Origin of the sequence: Shouchella patagoniensis, assembly GCF_002019705.1 — a bacterium.
GTDB lineage: Bacteria > Bacillota > Bacilli > Bacillales > Bacillaceae_D > Shouchella > Shouchella patagoniensis.
Genome location: NZ_KV917377.1, coordinates 574,070 through 590,719, shown reverse-complemented (window position 1 = coordinate 590,719; position 16,650 = coordinate 574,070). Strand labels below are relative to the sequence as shown.

Sequence of the window (16,650 nt, the reverse complement as noted above, 5' to 3'; positions counted from 1 at the left end):
ATCTTTTGGAGGTGTACATACGCTTTATATTGAAAGCGCTTTATCTGGAATGCATGTTTTATAAAATCAGCAACGGAGGGATTTAATGGCGATCGAACAAAGCTACTATCCTGGTCTTGATGGTGTTATTGCGGCAGAAACAGATTTATCTTTCCTTGATACAGAACAAGGAGAAATCGTCATTCATGGGTATGATTTAATTGAATTGTCGAAAACAAACGGATATTTGGATATTGTCCATTTGTTATTAAGAGGACAATTGCCAAATGAAGATGAACGTAAAAGTCTTGCTCAAGAGTTAAGTGATTCTTATGATATTCCGGAAGTTATCCTTGATGTGTTTAAGCTCTTACCAACTTCTACGCATCCAATGGATGCGTTAAGAACAGGCATTTCCGTTTTAGGTGGATTTGACCACGACTTAGCTAACCGCGGTCCTGAAGCAAATCGAGAGCGTGCCTATCAGTTGCTCGCAAAATTGCCAACGATTGTATCAAATAGCTATCGAATTCTAGAAGGAAAAGAAGTGCTTCGTCCAAAAGAATCACTATCGTATAGCGCTAATTTTCTTTATATGATTACTGGAAAAGAACCTACGCCTCTTGAAGAGCGCGTTTTTGACCAATCGCTTGTTCTATATTCAGAACATGAAATGCCAAATTCAACTTTCACAGCCAGAGTAATCGCTTCAACTCTATCCGATATGTATGGAGCGCTAACTGGAGCAGTGGCTTCACTGAAAGGTCATCTTCATGGTGGAGCGAATGAAGCAGTTATGTATATGCTGCTTGACGCGAACACTCCCGAAGAATTTGAAACGCTCTTAGCGAATAAGTTAAAACAAAAAGAAAAAATTATGGGATTTGGCCATCGCGTATACATGAAAAAAATGGACCCGCGTGCGCAGATTATGAAAGAAGCCCTTGCCGAATTATCTGAAGCAGCAGGCGATGATCGGTTGTTACGGATGTGTGAGGCAGGAGAAGCTTTGATTCAAAAAGAAAAAGGGCTGTTTCCGAATCTTGATTACTACGCAGCGCCGGTATACTGGATGCTTGGAATTCCAATTGGGCTTTATACACCAATTTTCTTTTCTTCGAGAACAGTTGGACTAAGTGCTCATGTAATTGAACAACATGAGAACAATAAGCTTTTCCGGCCACGTGTGAAATATACTGGTCCAAGACACACATTGAAATCGTAATAAATAGATGGAGGTTTTACACATGCAAATGAAAACAGACACAAGAGAAACAGATCGATTGCTAGAAGAAATTGCAGATTATGTTTTGGATAAGGAAATTACAAGTGAAGAAGCGATGACTACGGCTGCCAATGTACTAATTGATACACTTGGATGTGGAATTCTTGCGTTGCGTTATCCAGAATGCGCAAAAATGCTTGGTCCAGTCATACCAGGAACGATTGTACCAAATGGTGTGAAGGTGCCCGGTACATCTTACGTACTTGATCCAATTCGTGGTGCCTATAACATTGGAACAATGATTCGTTGGTTAGATTACAATGATACTTGGCTTGCGGCAGAATGGGGTCATCCATCCGATAACTTAGGAGGCATTTTGGCAACTGCTGACTATATAAGTAGAACCAACATGGCAGAAGGAAAAGACCCTCTTACTGTAAAGGATGTACTAGTAGCGATGGTTAAGGCGCATGAGATTCAAGGTGTATTAGCACTAGAGAATAGTTTTAACCGTGTAGGACTTGACCATGTTTTGCTTGTAAAAGTAGCAACAACGGCTGTAACAGCTGGGATGTTAGGTGGATCAAGAGAAGAGATTGTAAACGCTGTATCTCATGCATGGATTGACAATTCAGCATTACGAACGTACCGTCATGCTCCAAATACAGGCTCAAGAAAATCATGGGCTGCGGGTGATGCAACAAGTAGGGGCGTATTCTTAGCAATGACAGCGTTAAAAGGTGAAATGGGTTATAAAACAGCGTTGTCTGCTCAAGGTTGGGGTTTCCAAGATGTCTTGTTTAATAAGCAGGAAGTAAAACTTGCTCGAGAGTTAGATGCTTATGTAATGGAAAATATCTTGTTTAAAGTTTCTTTTCCAGCTGAATTCCATGCTCAAACAGCAGCTGAATGTGCAGTAGCACTTCACGAGAGCGTATGTAATCGTATTGATGAGATTGATCGAATTGAAATTACGACTCATGAATCAGCAATACGTATCATTGATAAAAAAGGACCTTTGTATAACCCTGCTGATCGTGATCACTGCTTACAATACATTACAGCAATCGGATTACTAAAAGGTGATATCGTAGCTGATGATTATGAAGATGAAGCAGCAAACGATTTTCGAGTTGATCAATTGCGGGATTTGATGGTCGTTACTGAAAGTGAGCAGTATACAAAGGATTATTTAGATCCGAACAAGCGCTCAATCGCCAATGCGGTTCAAGTCTTTTTTAAAGATGGTACATCAACGGACAAAATTGATGTTGAATATCCACTTGGTCACCGCTTCCGTAGAGAAGAAGCGGTGCCAGCTATTCAACAAAAATTCGCTGACAACGTGGCGAGCCATTACTCTAAAAAACAAGGACAAGAGATTCTTGCTGTAACAAGTGATTATAAAAAACTTGAACAGCTGTCTGTACCAACGTTCACTGATTTATTTTCACTTTAATAAGGGAGGGAAACCATATGCCTTGGATTGTGGATCAACCGATTTCGCAGGAAAAACTTGCTGAATCATTTCACAAACAGATGTTAGAAAAAGGAATTCTCCAAATTCCAGGTGCGCATGATGCGATGGCTGGATTAATGGCACAACAAGCTGGTTTTACGAGCTTGTATTTATCAGGTGCTGCTTATACAGCAAGTCTTGGACTTCCTGATCTTGGTATTGTTAATTCACAGGAAGTAGCAGGTCGAGCAAAAGAAATCATACGAGCAACGAATTTGCCCCTTCTGGTTGATATCGACACAGGTTTTGGCGGTGTTATGAATGTTGCAAGAACTGCTATTGAGATGGTGGAAGCAAGAGTAGCCGCTGTTCAAATCGAAGATCAGGATCTGCCGAAAAAATGTGGGCATTTAAACGGAAAAAAACTTGTTACTTCTGAGGAAATGGTGCAAAAAATTGCGGCTATAAAAAAAGCTGCACCAACTTTACTTGTTATAGCACGCACTGATGCTCGAGGAGTTGAGGGCCTGGACGAAGCAATTGCAAGAGCAAACGCGTATGTTGAAGCAGGGGCAGATGCAATTTTTCCAGAAGCTTTACAAGGAGAGACAGAATTTAAAGCCTTTTCAGAAGCTGTAAATGCGCCGTTGCTGGCTAACATGACTGAATTCGGTAAAACACCTTATTATCAAGCGCTGGAGTTTGAGCAAATGGGCTATGATATGGTTATCTACCCTGTAACTTCGTTGCGAGTTGCTGCAAAAGCATATGAACGAGTTTTTGCGGACATTATGGACAACGGCACGCAAAAAGCAAGTTTGGAAAATATGCAAAAAAGAAGCGAGTTGTATCAAACCATCTCGTATGATGAATTTGAAGCGCTTGATCAATCTGTAGCAAAGACTGTCCTAACAAAGCATCAATAAGTGTTTAAAAAATGGCCTGTGCATTCAATCTTGCGCAGGCCCTTCTGTAAAGGAGGGAACACAATGAGAATTGGTTTTATAGGTTTAGGAAATATGGGGAAACCAATGTCATTAAATTTAGTTGATTCTGGCTATAAAGTGACTGGCTTTGATATTAACGACTCCGCCATGGAGGTTTTAAGAGAAGCTGGGGGTCAAAAAGCAAATACTTTAGATGAGGTAATTGCTGCTTCAGATTTAATTCTAACTAGTTTACCTTCATCTGCAGCTTGTGAAAACGTGTATTTAGGGGAGGACGGTTTGTTAGCAAAAGTGCCCCAAGGGATCGTATTGGTAGATACGAGTACAGTTGCACCGGAGCTTGAAAAACGAATTGGTGTTCAAGCCGATAAAAAAGGGATTTCCTTTCTAGCTGCTCCAGTAAGTGGAGGGGTTGTGGGTGCTGAAAATAGAACCTTAACTTTTATGGTTGGCGGTCCTAAAGAGTTGCTTGAATCGGTTCATCCTCACTTAATGAAGTTAGGAAGCAATATTTTTCACATCAGCGAACAATATGATAGTGGAACAAATGCTAAATTAATTAACAACTTGTTGATTGGCTTTTATACAGCAGGGGTAGCAGAGGCACTTACATTAGCTGAAAAAAGCGGTTTAAATCTTGATTTCTTATTTAATGTTTTGAACGTTAGCTATGGACAAAGCCGTATTTACGAAAGAAACTACAAAACCTTTATGGCAAATGATGATTATGAGCCAGGTTTTGCTTTGAAACTCTTAAATAAAGATTTGCGTTTTGCAATGGATCTAGCATCTGATCATGGTGTTGATTTGCCCATTAGTAAGGCGCTTGTTGCTCTCTATGCAGATGCGGAACAAGCTGGTCTAGGCGAGAAGGATATGTCTGTTCTATATAAGCGAATTGGAGAGCAGAATCTAACGTTTAAAATTGAAGGAGAGTTGAAATCATGACAACAACAAACACAAAAACAATCAGAAATTGGATCAATGGTGCATGGGTAGATTCTTCATCTAAGGAAACCGAAACAGTTCCCAATCCTGCTACGGGTGAAGTGATTGCTCTGGTCCCACTTTCAACGAAAGAAGACGTTCATACAGCAGTCATATCAGCAAGAAATGCATTTGTAACTTGGAAAACAGTGCCAGTACCAGAACGGTCCCGGTACATGTTTACTTATTTAGAAAAATTAAAGGCAAACCGGGAAGAACTAGCTCAGTTGATTACATTGGAGAATGGAAAAACGATTAAAGATGCGCGTGGTGAAGTTCAACGAGGAATCGAATGTGTGGAACTCGCTACATCTACTCCGTCAATGATGATGGGGGATGCACTACCAGGAATTGCTGGGGGGATAGATGGTTCCATTTGGCGTTATCCTCTCGGAGTTGTCGCTGGTATTACGCCATTTAATTTCCCGATGATGGTACCTCTTTGGATGTTCCCGTTGGCAATAGCTGCGGGCAATACATTTGTATTAAAAACATCAGAACGGACACCTCTTTTAGCGGAACGACTAGTTGAGTTAATGTATGAAACAGGCCTACCTGATGGGGTATTAAACCTAGTGAATGGTGGCAAGGAAGTTGTGAATAGTTTACTTGAGCATCATGATGTGGAAGCAATCTCATTTGTAGGTTCAGAGCCAGTTGCGCGCCATGTTTATCAAACAGGCACGACAAACGGTAAAAGAGTTCAAGCTCTAGCTGGTGCTAAAAATCATGCTGTTGTGCTTGCTGATTGCGAAATGGAAAAAACGGTTCAAGGTGTCATAGGAGCAGCATTCGCTTCTAGTGGGGAACGTTGTATGGCCTGTTCAGTTGTTGCAGTAGAAGATGCAGTAGCTGATGAATTTATGCAAGTTCTCACGAGGGAAACAAAAAAATTGACTGTCGGGAACGGTTTAAATGATGAATATTTTGTAGGGCCGTTAATTCGTCAATCTCATAAAGATAGAGTGGTAAGTTACATTGAAAAAGGTGTAGAGCAAGGAGCTGAACTGATTGTTGATGGACGAAATCCATCGGTGACAGATGATGGTTACTATTTAGGGGCAACATTATTTGATCACGTCACGCCTGAAATGACGATTTGGCAAGAAGAGCTATTTGCACCAGTACTAAGTGTCGTACGTGTAAAAGATTTAGATGAAGGAATTGCTTTAACCAATTCTTCTCGATTTGCGAATGGAGCGGTTATTTACACATCAAGTGGAAGGTCTGCTCAATATTTCCGTAATTCGATTGATGCAGGAATGATTGGTGTCAATGTTAATGTACCAGCACCAATGGCGTTTTTCTCCTTTGCAGGGAATAAAGCATCTTTCTTTGGTGATTTAGGTACAAATGGCAAAGATGGTATTCAGTTTTATACGAGGAAAAAAGTAGTAACAGAGAGATGGTTTAACTAAATTATAAAGCCGCTTATCACACTGTGATAGGCGGCTTTTTTCTTTAAATTTCCCGGAAAAAAGATAATGCTAACTCGTCTGGGACATCTTCAATCGCTTTATATTGATAGTTTGGTGTGCGTGTTTTTTCTATGAGGACGGAGCGTACACCTTCATAAAAATCATCACATTGTAAGAAGTGCATGGCAAGAATAATATCGGTTTCGTATGTCTCTTCAAGAGTTGAGGTTTGAGATTGTTTTAAGTGAGCAAGCGTCACTTTTAATGCTAGAGGAGATTTACTACGCATCATTTTGGCCGTTTCTTGAGCGAATGAATCGTCTTTTTTCTCAAGTGAATCTAAGATAGACTCAATTGTTTTATGAGAAAAATGTTCGTTAATCTTGTTTTGTAGCAAAGCTAGTTCACTCTTAGGTGGTTCTTCAATAAACGGTTGCAAAAACAAGTGGGCAGCTTGATGAACATTTTCATGACCGCTCCGCCAATCCGTCTCTAATAACTGTTCACGTAATACGGGAAGTGAGTGACTTGGAATAAAATAGTCTGCACAAGCCATGGAAATAGCGTCTTCTCCTTTTAACACTGCGGCTGTTAATGCTGCATACCTCCCAGTGTAACCACCAGGTGTTTGGCTTAGAAAATAACAAGCACCGACATCAGGGAAAAAGCTAATGTTCATTTCAGGCATGGACCATTTCGTCTTTTCAGTAACAATTCTGTGACTTGCACCTTGTGCAAGGCCAACACCTCCACCCATTACGATCCCATCCATAAGCACAATAATAGGTTTTGGATAAGTGGCAATGAATAAGTCAAGTTCATACTCTTCTTGAAAGAATTTTTTTGCCTGTTCAAATCCATTCTTTTGGTCTCTTGCTTGGTATAGAGCTTTAATATCTCCACCTGCACAAAATGCTTTCTCTCCTGCTCCCTCTAAAAGAACAATTTGTACATTTTCATCGTTTTCCCATTGTTGCAAGAGTTGAAGCATACTGGAGATCATATCTTGAGAAAGGGAATTAAGTGCTTGCTCTCTTGCTAATGTTAAAACACCAACACCAGATTCTGTTGTTTTAAACTGAAGATTTGTAGACATACATTCACCCCACATGACAGAAGTAATCGCTTTCGTTTCTATTTTGACCTACTTTGCGGAAAAAAGCAAAACAATTGTTCTTGCAATCTGATGATTTGTTCGTTATAATAAAGACTTATTCGAAAGTGAACTTCTTTTTTCTGCCCCTAAAGAAGCAATACGCTTCCAACAATTCCTCACACTTAAACGAACGTCCCTAACGTTAAGCAGGAAGAAGACTTTTTGTCGATGCAATTCATACTGGCGCGGCTTCGGAGCCGTAAGGACGAATGAGAGGTAGGGCTTTCGTTGTCTTGTAAACAAGAAATTCCATAGAGTTTGCTTTCGCATCTCTTCTAACGGAACAAGAAGATATAAGAATAAATCCAAACCTTTCTCTATATGAGGAAGGTTTTTGTATGTGTGGATTGTAAAACGGTCATTTACTATCCGCACGCTTCTTGTTGTAGTGTGAATAGGCGAACTGTAACAGAAATGCGATTATAGAAACAATGCCAACTAAGGGCCAGCTTATCTTAATATCGGCAATTTCTATTAAGAAAAAACCAAGTAACCAAATAAATAGAGCTCGTAAGACGGCATCTATCCATTTATTCATCAGGAACACCTCTATTATAGTAATGATACAATATATGTGTTAATTGTTATTTTACTCAATAAATAAAGAGTTCAGCAACAAAGACTTTATTCAGATTCCATATTTTCATGAGAAGTGTAAGCAACGAGCCTTAAATGTTTTGTATTTATGATATAATAACTAATAATTATGAATAATGATAATGGTGAATAAGTGAGTTGCGGATGGTGTTTATTACTCTTACATGAATATTAAGACGTAAAATGAATAGGTTATTTTAACAATTTCAGATTCTTTTAGCAGCGCAGAAGTAATGACTCTTTTATTCTGGGGATGATTAGGCATAGAAATTGCCAATTTATTGTAAGATTTAGACTTGAGTAAAGGATTACCCTTAAAAGGACTCTGAAATATTAGAGTCTAGATAAAAGTATGAAAACCTGCATAGTTGTAGCTTTTCATATAAGCAATATTAACAGTAGCTAATGATAGAAGGTGAAAAATGAGTATAAAAAGTTTAACCATTCTAAGTACAGGTTTATTACTAGGAGCTTTAATGGGCTGTAACGACCATGAAGTCAACAATGCTGATGAATATATACCTCATAGTTTAGTTGAAATCGTAGAACGAACTGAAGTTATTGTTAAAGGTAAATTTAGCAAACGTGAAGGTCAATTAGATACAAGCTTAGAAATGGAAGAAGAAGATCGTAGTGTATTCGTAACGTAAATCACCAAACATCGAGGTGAGGTATCGGTGGACTTGTATCAAGAATATGAAGTATTTGGTGACTTTCTAGGAGAAGCGAATATTGATGATATTGTTGATTTAGAACAATTCATAGCGAATAATATTTAGTACGACAACCAGTTCTAATTTAGTTATTTAATTCAACAATGAGTATAAATAACAAACCTAGTAGAGAAAAAATTTTCTACTGGGTTTTAATTATTCCCTAAGGTAATTCATACAGAAGATGTAATAAAGTTATCTCTAGTTCGTTTAGAAACCACTACGTATAGATAAAATTCTTTAATAATAAAGTTAGGGTTTGCGTAACTAGTATAAAGGCAATAATTCGTATATAGATATGTTCCAATGGCGAATGAAAATACTAACTAAATAGATGAAGACAGAGAAGGAATGATGTTATGGAAAATAAGTCTGTTCAAGCTGAAATATCAAGTTATATAGGGAAACTCTTAAGGGAGACTTTCGGTAAGGGGCCTTCTTCGGTTTATGTTTCTTTAAGTAAAGCTTTTGTGACGATGCACCTTAGAGACTTTCTTGCACCCATGGAAAGAGTATTAGTTTCACAAGAAAAAGAGATGAAAGTGGAAGAAACAAGAGATTTCCTTATGCAAGAGCTTCTACCTGAAATTAAAGCTACTTTTAAAGTCGGTTTTAATTTGATCGTAATAGAAATGTATTATGATTGGTCACTTCAGAATCGTTCAGGTACATTAATCTGTGTATTGGAAAAAGAGGGAGAGCATCATATGCTTTTAGAGGATTATCCGGAAAAAAAAGCAATTCACAATGAAATCGGGCGTATAAGCAAACTGGCTGAAAAATCACCGGAGTTTTTAGACTCATGCTTTCTCAACGATCGAACGCTTTTGGCTGTTCGTGAGGGTATTTTGGTAAGAATTGAAAAAGAAATGATACATAACGGGTTTGAAGAACCTCTGAAGCTTTCGAAGAGACGATTAGAAAAAAGCCTTTTGCACCAAAGCAATTTTGAAGAAATTTTAAACGTAAGTATAGTAGATATCTTTGTTGATTGGGATTTTAAGCTTGATAAAAGCTATATTCTCTTAATTTTAATGCCCAAAAAGGAATAGAAGGGAGAGGCAGGTTGAAGACAAAAAGTGTTAAATCGTACAGCAGTAAAAAGATTATATAGGGAGATAAACAAAAGCAGAATCAGTTACGGTTAAATATAGGAAGTTAAAAACATACTTAAATCTTATGTTTCTTGTAGAGTTGATGATGCGATTAGATTTACCGGCTATCAAAAAAAGTAACTTTAAGAGAATTGGTGATGAATTTGCTCCTAGAAACAACGTTTATTATGATCCAGAAGAGATGAGACAGTTTTATAAGCAATACGAAGCAATGAAATCTAAGGTGGGAAAGTGAGATTTAGATGATTATTTGATTGAATGCTATTTAGTTTTGAAAGGATTAGAGGATACTCGTACGTTTTATCTCACTAAAAAAAACAAACCGCTAAAGGAAATAAAATAGGGCTAAATGCTGTAGCAATAAATACCTGATGGAGCATATAATAATAAATGCCATTAAATTATTAGAACTTTATAAAAATTTTATATTTGGTTTAAAGGTTTTATCACACTCTCTAGAGAATATAAATCCCACCTGTAACAATTTTACAGGTAAATATTTCAAGAGGAGAGTGGTTTTAGGATGAAAAAGCTATTAATCTCATTGTTCAGTATTACAGTTCTGATAGGTGGTGCAGCGGGCGTCGCGAACGCCGAAACTACTGGTAAATCAGATTTAGATGAATTAAAAAATGAATATGAATTATGGCTTAAAGAAGAGGTGTCTTATTCACAAGATGCCGAACTGATTGAGAGTCTTGAGGAATATGAAGGATTAAGCGAAGAAGAACAACTAAAATATATAGACTATATGTATAACCCCGAAGTACAAGAAGCCGTTATGGATGCTTTTACTGATGTAGTTGAAGTTGATAATAGTAAAACGTTAACTGACACACTAGATGGTTATGAAGGCATCGAGATTTCTACCGAGTTAGTAACACCTTTTGTTAGCAAAGATGATATTAGTATTATGGCGTCCAGAACCTCCACTTATAAAAGGTATGTAACGATTTTCGGTATTAAAATATTTCAATCAACATCAGTGGTTGATTATACTCACGATGGGAAAAAAGTTACGGGCGTAGGTGCAGGTGATCATTACGTGTCAAGGAATTTAAACCCAACCTTAAATATCTCTTGGAGCGGTAAAAGACAAACATATACTTCAACTCGTGCTCAGTCTAGAGTAAACATGCAATGGAACTTCATTCATAAAGGTTTAGGTATCACTTATGGTGGAGGTGAACTTGGAGTTTGGGGAAATCATAAAAATCAAGCAGGAGGATGGTTTAATGCACACTAAGAGTGAAAAAACACCCTTAAAGACATGGCAAAAAGTTATCTATTTCTTTGTACTCCCTTTTGTAGTTTTATTGACTACTTTAGGAATTTTAGGGGCAGTCACTTTCAGTCTTTTCTAGACTAACATAAGAAAAACGGTGTCTAAATTGTTGAGTTTAGACACCGTTTTTATCTATAATTTTATCGGCTTGAGTAGAGTTAGTTTTAAATTGATCAAGAGGCGTTCAGTTTAAAGCGCCTCTCAAAAATTAAAAAGAACGGGATACATTATTTTTTTCATTTGTGAGTAATTCGAATGGGCGATTAATTATTAAGATAGTTTCTAACGTGTCAGAGAGGTCAATACAGAAGCTTAATTCGTTTATTAATATTGGTTAATATGGAATTGACGGAAAGTTATAGCGTAGATGTTAAAAGGGTATATGAAAGTATTGTAAAGTTGTAAATTAACCTCTCTCTTTTTAGTTATACTCTGGCTCTGTGTAATAATATACATAATTAAATGTTGAATGGATAAATTAAGAAAAAGAAAAAATGGGTGATTCATGACTGATATAATGACCACCGCAAAAGTTTGCAGAGAGGAAATGATTCGAAAAAAGCTCATTTTTATTATAGAAATGGACATTACAGAAAAAATGCTATCGGAAAGGATAGTGTTTATACTGGGAAATATTCGTGAGAGAGGAAAAGGGTGAAAATGAAGATGAGAGGGAGAGAGGAAAGTAAACAAGTATGCGGAGTATACGGCTTTATATAGTTAATAAATTATTATAAAAGGAAATAATCTGATTGAACGTTTGTTTAATTGAGCCGACCAATTAAAACATTGCTTAGACCACTAAGACCACTGGGAACGGCTGCCTATAAATGTATACCGCGCATTACAACAGGGTGGCAAACGAGCAAGTCTTTTATATTATAGTAGTTGTTGTTTCCTCCTTCCCTTCACACTCTCCTTTCCTTCTCTCTTCTCATTCCATCGATTCATTTCTTTCCTCACCTTACTATTCCTCTTTCTCTTATCCTTCCTTCCGCACTACACATACTCAAAACGATCCATAAACAAATTATAGAAATAGGTAAAGCGAATAATAGTATAGAGCGTAGTAAGGAAAAGTTTAAAAAAGATGATGCTGTTTCGAATAAGAAAAGAATGGACCTTGTGAGCACATAACAGGAATATTAGCTATTACAAGCGTAAAAATTAATAAATATAAAATTCAATAAATATCAAAGTGAATAAATATAAATTTCGTAAACGATGGAACCGAAACATGTTCAAGCGATATTAGTTATAGGCAGAAGAAAGACATATGAACGATCCTCCTACGGCTAGAATAAACAATAAAAAAACTTAAAAAAGATTCATTAAATGGTCCCTTAGTAAAGAGCAGGAGAGTTAATCTCTTGCTTTTTTATTTTGGCAATGATACATTGTTTTTAACTTGAAAGTAGCAACTTATCAGTGGTTCAATTCTTTTGGTAAGAAACTAAAGGTAATTTAAAGTTTTGGTAGGGTATTAAAGGTAACACTTCAATATAATTAACTGAAACTAAACGCTGTTATATCAAGGGTTTAGGTTATTAAGGTAACAAACTGATACAAACAATTGAATACAGTTAACTTCGGGGCCGGGTGAAAATCCCGACCGGCGGTGATAAGGCAAGTGCCTTTTAGTCCGTGACCCGTAGCATTTTTTGCTCCGGTGGATCTGGTGAAATTCCAGAGCCGACAGTGACAGTCTGGATGGGAGAAGTTAAGTCGCAATTTGAAAGTGAGCTAACGTTAGCTTATTTGTGTTGCGCAAAAATTCGTAAGCATGTACTAGGCTACGTTTATTTACTATACCCTGAAGAAGTATTCTTCAGGGATTTTTGTGTTTAAAAAGGAGGAGCGAAGAGCGTGTTTACTGGAATTATTGAAGAAAAAGGAATCGTTTCATCCATTAAACAACAGGGACAATCTTTGATCTTAGCCGTTAAGGCTGAAAAGGTTTTGAGGGACGTTTCTTTAGGTGATAGCATTGCCGTAAATGGTGTGTGTTTAACAGTTACAACTTTTACAAAGCATTTGTTTACTGCGGATGTGATGCCTGAAACATTTCAAGCAACTACATTAAAACAACTTGTTAACGGCAGTCCGGTGAACTTAGAGAGAGCAATGCCCGCTACTGGTCGATTTGGTGGACATATTGTTTCAGGTCACATTGATGGTATTGGTGTGATTAAAAAACGAGAGACCGCACATAATGCCATCTCCTTTGAAATTGGGACAAGCGACGACTTGCTTCGATATATTGTCCCGAAAGGATCAATCGCCATTGATGGAACAAGTCTGACGGTTTTTGATGTTTCAAGAGATCGGTTTACGATTTCAATCATACCTCATACTCTTGAAGAGACCATTTTTGGTGTTAAACAACCAGGTGATTCGGTTAATTTAGAGTGCGATGTGATTGGAAAGTATGTGGAAAAAATGCTTACTGTTAATAACTCAAAATCAACAAATCTAGCGCAATTGCTTCAAGAAAACGGGTTCTAATAAGGAGGGTAGCATATGTTTGATTCAATAGAAAAAGCGATTAATGTGTTGAAACAAGGTGGTGTGATCATTGTATGTGATGATGAGGATCGTGAAAATGAGGGTGATTTTCTCGCCCTTGCAGAACATACAACCGCGGAAACAATAAATTTTATGGCGACTCATGCAAGAGGATTGATTTGTGCGCCTATTACTGAACAGCGCGCGAAAGAATTAGATCTTCATCAAATGGTTTCACGGAATACGGACCCTCATGGAACAGCTTTTACCGTGAGTATCGATCATGAGAATGCAACAACTGGAATCTCTGCTCAAGAAAGGGCACTTACCGTTCGTTCACTTGTTGATCAGGATGTTACTAGCAGCTCGTTTAAACGCCCGGGTCATATATTTCCCTTAGTAGCTAAAAATGGTGGAGTTTTAAGAAGAACGGGTCATACAGAAGCAGCAGTTGATTTTGCTATGCTTTGTGGGTCAAAACCTGCAGGCGTTATTTGCGAAGTAATGAATGGGGATGGGACAATGGCCCGTGTACCTGAATTACGTGAGATTGCAAATGAGCATCAATTGCCATTAGTGACAATTAAAGATTTAATTGCATATCGCCGTAAAACGGAAACAGTCATAAAACGCGAGACATCTATTACTCTTCCTACTGAATTTGGTGATTTTCAAGCGATAGGGTATACAAATGCACTAGATGACAAAGAAAGTGTAGCGTTAGTTAAAGGAGATATTTCTGACGGTACTCCGGCACTTGTTCGCGTACATTCTGAATGTTTAACTGGTGATGTGTTTGGTTCAAAGCGCTGTGACTGTGGTCCGCAACTTCATGCAGCGCTAAAGCAAATTGAAGAAGCTGGAAGAGGTGTTCTCCTTTACATGAAGCAAGAAGGTAGAGGCATCGGCTTGATTAACAAATTAAAAGCTTATAAGCTCCAAGAAGAAGGTTATGATACGGTTGAAGCAAATGAAAAACTAGGGTTTCCAGCCGATTTACGAGATTATGGTATTGGTGCGCAGATTTTACGTGATCTTGGCGTTAAAGATATGATGTTAATGACAAACAATCCTCGTAAAATTGCTGGACTTGAAGGGTATGGTTTAAACATTGTGGACCGTGTACCGCTTCAATTAAAAGGATTTAAAGAGAATGAGAAATATTTAAAAACAAAAAAAGATAAGCTTGGACACATGCTTAATTTATAGGAGGTAGTATTATGGGACACACGTATGAAGGACATTTGGTAGCAACTGGATTAAAAGTAGGGATCGTGGTAGGACGCTTCAATGATTTTATTACAAGTAAATTATTAGGTGGAGCAGAAGATGCTCTAGTACGCCATGGAGCAGAATCGGCGGATATTGATATTGCGTGGGTGCCTGGAGCATTTGAAATTCCATTTGCAGCAAAGAAGATGGCTGAATCAGGAAAATATGATGCTGTCATCACATTGGGAACGGTTATACGAGGATCAACACCTCATTTTGATTATGTATGTAGCGAAGTAGCCAAAGGGGTCTCATCGATAACGTTAAGTACAGGAATCCCAGTTATTTTTGGTGTTCTTACAACAGATACAATTGAGCAAGCTGTTGAACGAGCTGGAACCAAAGCCGGGAATAAAGGTTGGGAAGCAGCAAGTGCAGCAATAGAGATGGCCAACTTAGCAAAAGGATTTGAATCAGTAAATTAATTATAAGCCCAAACCGTAGCTGACGGTTTGGGCTTTTTTTATTTAAAAATAATTACTGTAACAGAAACGTCACATTTTTTTATGGATCAAAAGGGGTAATCAGCTACAATAGAAAATGGTCGATTTAGAGAGAAAGTAGGGGGAAATTATTTATAAAGAAACATTAAGTGCTCTAAATGAACTAGCTTTAAAGAAAAAAACATTGCTAGAAAAAAGCAAGTTGGCATTTTTATTATCAGCGATGCTAGCTGGAGGCTATGTAGCGATTGCTGTTGTACTTGTATATATTATTGGAGATCCAATCGTACAAAGCTTTCCTGCAGTAACTCCTTTGGTTATGGGCCTTGCTTTTGGTGTTGCTTTGTTGCTTGTTATTTACGCTGGTTCTGATCTCTTCACAGGGAGCGTGCTTTATTATACAGTTTCAACACTGAACAAGAAAACAACAATAAAAGATACAGTCGCAAATTGGGCATGGACGTATGGTGGAAATTTTCTAGGAGCTTTAATAATCGCATATTTGATCTATTTGGCTGGAATTTTTCAAGGAATCTCCGAAAACCATTATCTATTCTACATGGCGGAAAAGAAAATGACTGGCGATGCGATGGAACTCTTTTTTAAAGGGATTTTTTGTAACTGGCTCGTTTGCCTAGCAATTTGGACGCCGATGCGTTTAAAGAACGAGATGGCTAAGCTGTTTGTTGTCTTTGTTATTATCTTTGCTTTCTTTGCCTCAGGTTACGAACATAGTATTGCTAACATGGGCTTGTTTCATCTGGCTTTGCTTCACAACCCAGGCATTGAAACGATTTCACTTGCAGGATATTTTGCAAATATGATTCCTGTAACTCTAGGAAATATTATTGGCGGTAGTGTTTTTGTAGGAATGGTTTATCATTTTATATCAAAGAAAAGTGAGTTAGAGGAGCATTCTCAGCACTTACAAGGAAAAGAAAAGGAAGCTGCGTAATGTAGTTGAAAAAGGAAGGACGGACAAACCGTTCTTCCTTTTTCGTGTGTTCTATGTAACAGCCTATTGGTTTTAAGAAACTTAGTGCGATCGGTTTCGTAGTCGATGTTTATGAACTAAGTACGCATTATTTAGGTTACTTGGGGCTAGCCAACGCCCAGCAGCGCGTGTGCGGCAAAGGCGTATAAGGTACTTATCGGTAAGGGGGAGGTTGTAATCAATAAAAACATCTTTACCAATATTGTTTAGCCTTAATTCAATGTCTCCAAGCAATTGTTTAGCGTCTAGTCCAAGCTTGTGTAATTCACTGGAATCGTCCTGAATACGCAGAAGTAATCTTTTGTAAAGAATGGATGCACCTTTATCATTCCCTCTTCTCTCATGATAAAGTGCGACTGCGATTTGTATAAGTGTAACCCAGTAAGAATTCTTATTTGTATTAGGTGCATTTTTCCATTCTTCTTCTAATACTTCATGGCATTCAAAGTAGTCACGGTCGACGTGAAAGTAATGTAGGTAATCAAGATATCGTTTAGGGTACATGATCAGTCATTCCTCCATCATTAGCTTAAAAAGTCACCTAATGTTCATATA

The 16,650-nt window shown here is 37.8% G+C and carries 15 protein-coding genes and 1 riboswitch; of the genes, 12 read left to right on the top strand and 3 right to left on the bottom strand.

The window, feature by feature from the left end; genetic code table 11:
* The first annotated feature begins 85 nt into the window (after positions 1-85).
* From mmgD to BK584_RS03180, 5 genes are all read left to right on the top strand, one after another.
* Complete coding sequence (gene mmgD, locus BK584_RS03200; RefSeq protein WP_078391260.1) at positions 86-1,204, top strand: citrate synthase; 1,119 nt, start codon at positions 86-88, stop codon at positions 1,202-1,204.
* A gap of 28 nt (positions 1,205-1,232) precedes the next feature.
* On the top strand, positions 1,233-2,663 hold the full coding sequence (locus BK584_RS03195; RefSeq protein ID WP_437182766.1) for a bifunctional 2-methylcitrate dehydratase/aconitate hydratase: 1,431 nt from the start codon (positions 1,233-1,235) through the stop codon (positions 2,661-2,663).
* Positions 2,664-2,680: 17 nt separating this feature from the next.
* Positions 2,681-3,589, top strand: coding sequence for a methylisocitrate lyase (prpB, locus tag BK584_RS03190; protein WP_078391258.1), 909 nt, complete (start codon positions 2,681-2,683; stop codon positions 3,587-3,589).
* A 63-nt stretch (positions 3,590-3,652) separates the two neighbouring features.
* Positions 3,653-4,558, top strand: a complete 906-nt coding sequence (locus tag BK584_RS03185) for an NAD(P)-dependent oxidoreductase (protein WP_078391257.1) — start codon at positions 3,653-3,655, stop codon at positions 4,556-4,558.
* Positions 4,555-6,015: a CoA-acylating methylmalonate-semialdehyde dehydrogenase gene (locus BK584_RS03180; RefSeq protein ID WP_078391256.1), complete on the top strand. Its 1,461-nt coding sequence runs from the start codon at positions 4,555-4,557 to the stop codon at positions 6,013-6,015. Before BK584_RS03185 ends, BK584_RS03180 begins: the two co-directional genes overlap by 4 nt.
* A gap of 43 nt (positions 6,016-6,058) precedes the next feature.
* Here the strand turns inward: BK584_RS03180 and BK584_RS03175 are convergent, their stop codons facing one another.
* Entirely contained in the window at positions 6,059-7,111 is a 1,053-nt protein-coding gene (locus BK584_RS03175) for an enoyl-CoA hydratase/isomerase family protein (protein ID WP_078391255.1), read from the bottom strand.
* Between the two features lie 418 nt (positions 7,112-7,529).
* The gene (locus BK584_RS03170) at positions 7,530-7,709 is read right to left on the bottom strand and encodes a hypothetical protein (protein ID WP_078391254.1); all 180 of its coding nucleotides are present in this window, start codon (positions 7,707-7,709) and stop codon (positions 7,530-7,532) included.
* Between the two features lie 481 nt (positions 7,710-8,190).
* Here BK584_RS03170 and BK584_RS03165 point away from each other — a divergent pair, with 481 nt between their 5' ends.
* The 7 genes from BK584_RS03165 (at position 8,191) to BK584_RS03135 (ending at position 16,056) form a co-directional block, all read left to right on the top strand.
* The gene (locus BK584_RS03165) at positions 8,191-8,418 is read left to right on the top strand and encodes a hypothetical protein (RefSeq protein ID WP_078391253.1); all 228 of its coding nucleotides are present in this window, start codon (positions 8,191-8,193) and stop codon (positions 8,416-8,418) included.
* 422 nt (positions 8,419-8,840) lie between these two features.
* A complete protein-coding gene (locus BK584_RS03160) occupies positions 8,841-9,533 on the top strand; it encodes a Na-translocating system protein MpsC family protein (RefSeq protein ID WP_078391252.1) in 693 nt (230 codons plus the stop codon).
* A gap of 586 nt (positions 9,534-10,119) precedes the next feature.
* On the top strand, positions 10,120-10,842 hold the full coding sequence (locus BK584_RS03155; RefSeq protein WP_078391251.1) for a hypothetical protein: 723 nt from the start codon (positions 10,120-10,122) through the stop codon (positions 10,840-10,842).
* Between the two features lie 1,620 nt (positions 10,843-12,462).
* A riboswitch (FMN riboswitch) is annotated at positions 12,463-12,607 on the top strand.
* 140 nt (positions 12,608-12,747) lie between these two features.
* Positions 12,748-13,386, top strand: a complete 639-nt coding sequence (ribE, locus tag BK584_RS03150) for a riboflavin synthase (RefSeq protein ID WP_078391250.1) — start codon at positions 12,748-12,750, stop codon at positions 13,384-13,386.
* A gap of 15 nt (positions 13,387-13,401) precedes the next feature.
* Complete coding sequence (locus tag BK584_RS03145) at positions 13,402-14,595, top strand: bifunctional 3,4-dihydroxy-2-butanone-4-phosphate synthase/GTP cyclohydrolase II (protein ID WP_078391249.1); 1,194 nt, start codon at positions 13,402-13,404, stop codon at positions 14,593-14,595.
* 11 nt (positions 14,596-14,606) lie between these two features.
* Positions 14,607-15,083, top strand: a complete 477-nt coding sequence (gene ribH / locus BK584_RS03140) for a 6,7-dimethyl-8-ribityllumazine synthase (protein WP_078391248.1) — start codon at positions 14,607-14,609, stop codon at positions 15,081-15,083.
* Positions 15,084-15,228: 145 nt separating this feature from the next.
* Positions 15,229-16,056: a formate/nitrite transporter family protein gene (locus tag BK584_RS03135; protein ID WP_367579322.1), complete on the top strand. Its 828-nt coding sequence runs from the start codon at positions 15,229-15,231 to the stop codon at positions 16,054-16,056.
* Between the two features lie 81 nt (positions 16,057-16,137).
* Here BK584_RS03135 and BK584_RS03130 read toward each other — a convergent pair whose 3' ends face one another.
* Entirely contained in the window at positions 16,138-16,599 is a 462-nt protein-coding gene (locus BK584_RS03130; protein WP_078391246.1) for a DUF309 domain-containing protein, read from the bottom strand.
* Positions 16,600-16,650: the final 51 nt, after the last annotated feature.

Excerpts from the sequence above, each read along its gene's own strand:
- mmgD (WP_078391260.1), top strand. The coding sequence starts at position 86 with ATGGCGATCGAACAAAGCTACTATCCTGGTCTTGATGGTGTTATTGCG.
- BK584_RS03195 (WP_437182766.1), top strand. The coding sequence starts at position 1,233 with ATGAAAACAGACACAAGAGAAACAGATCGATTGCTAGAAGAAATTGCA.
- prpB (WP_078391258.1), top strand. The coding sequence starts at position 2,681 with ATGCCTTGGATTGTGGATCAACCGATTTCGCAGGAAAAACTTGCTGAA.
- BK584_RS03185 (WP_078391257.1), top strand. The coding sequence starts at position 3,653 with ATGAGAATTGGTTTTATAGGTTTAGGAAATATGGGGAAACCAATGTCA.
- BK584_RS03180 (WP_078391256.1), top strand. The coding sequence starts at position 4,555 with ATGACAACAACAAACACAAAAACAATCAGAAATTGGATCAATGGTGCA.
- BK584_RS03175 (WP_078391255.1), bottom strand. The coding sequence starts at position 7,111 with ATGTCTACAAATCTTCAGTTTAAAACAACAGAATCTGGTGTTGGTGTT.
- BK584_RS03170 (WP_078391254.1), bottom strand. The coding sequence starts at position 7,709 with ATGAATAAATGGATAGATGCCGTCTTACGAGCTCTATTTATTTGGTTA.
- BK584_RS03165 (WP_078391253.1), top strand. The coding sequence starts at position 8,191 with ATGAGTATAAAAAGTTTAACCATTCTAAGTACAGGTTTATTACTAGGA.
- BK584_RS03160 (WP_078391252.1), top strand. The coding sequence starts at position 8,841 with ATGGAAAATAAGTCTGTTCAAGCTGAAATATCAAGTTATATAGGGAAA.
- BK584_RS03155 (WP_078391251.1), top strand. The coding sequence starts at position 10,120 with ATGAAAAAGCTATTAATCTCATTGTTCAGTATTACAGTTCTGATAGGT.
- BK584_RS03145 (WP_078391249.1), top strand. The coding sequence starts at position 13,402 with ATGTTTGATTCAATAGAAAAAGCGATTAATGTGTTGAAACAAGGTGGT.
- ribH (WP_078391248.1), top strand. The coding sequence starts at position 14,607 with ATGGGACACACGTATGAAGGACATTTGGTAGCAACTGGATTAAAAGTA.
- BK584_RS03130 (WP_078391246.1), bottom strand. The coding sequence starts at position 16,599 with ATGTACCCTAAACGATATCTTGATTACCTACATTACTTTCACGTCGAC.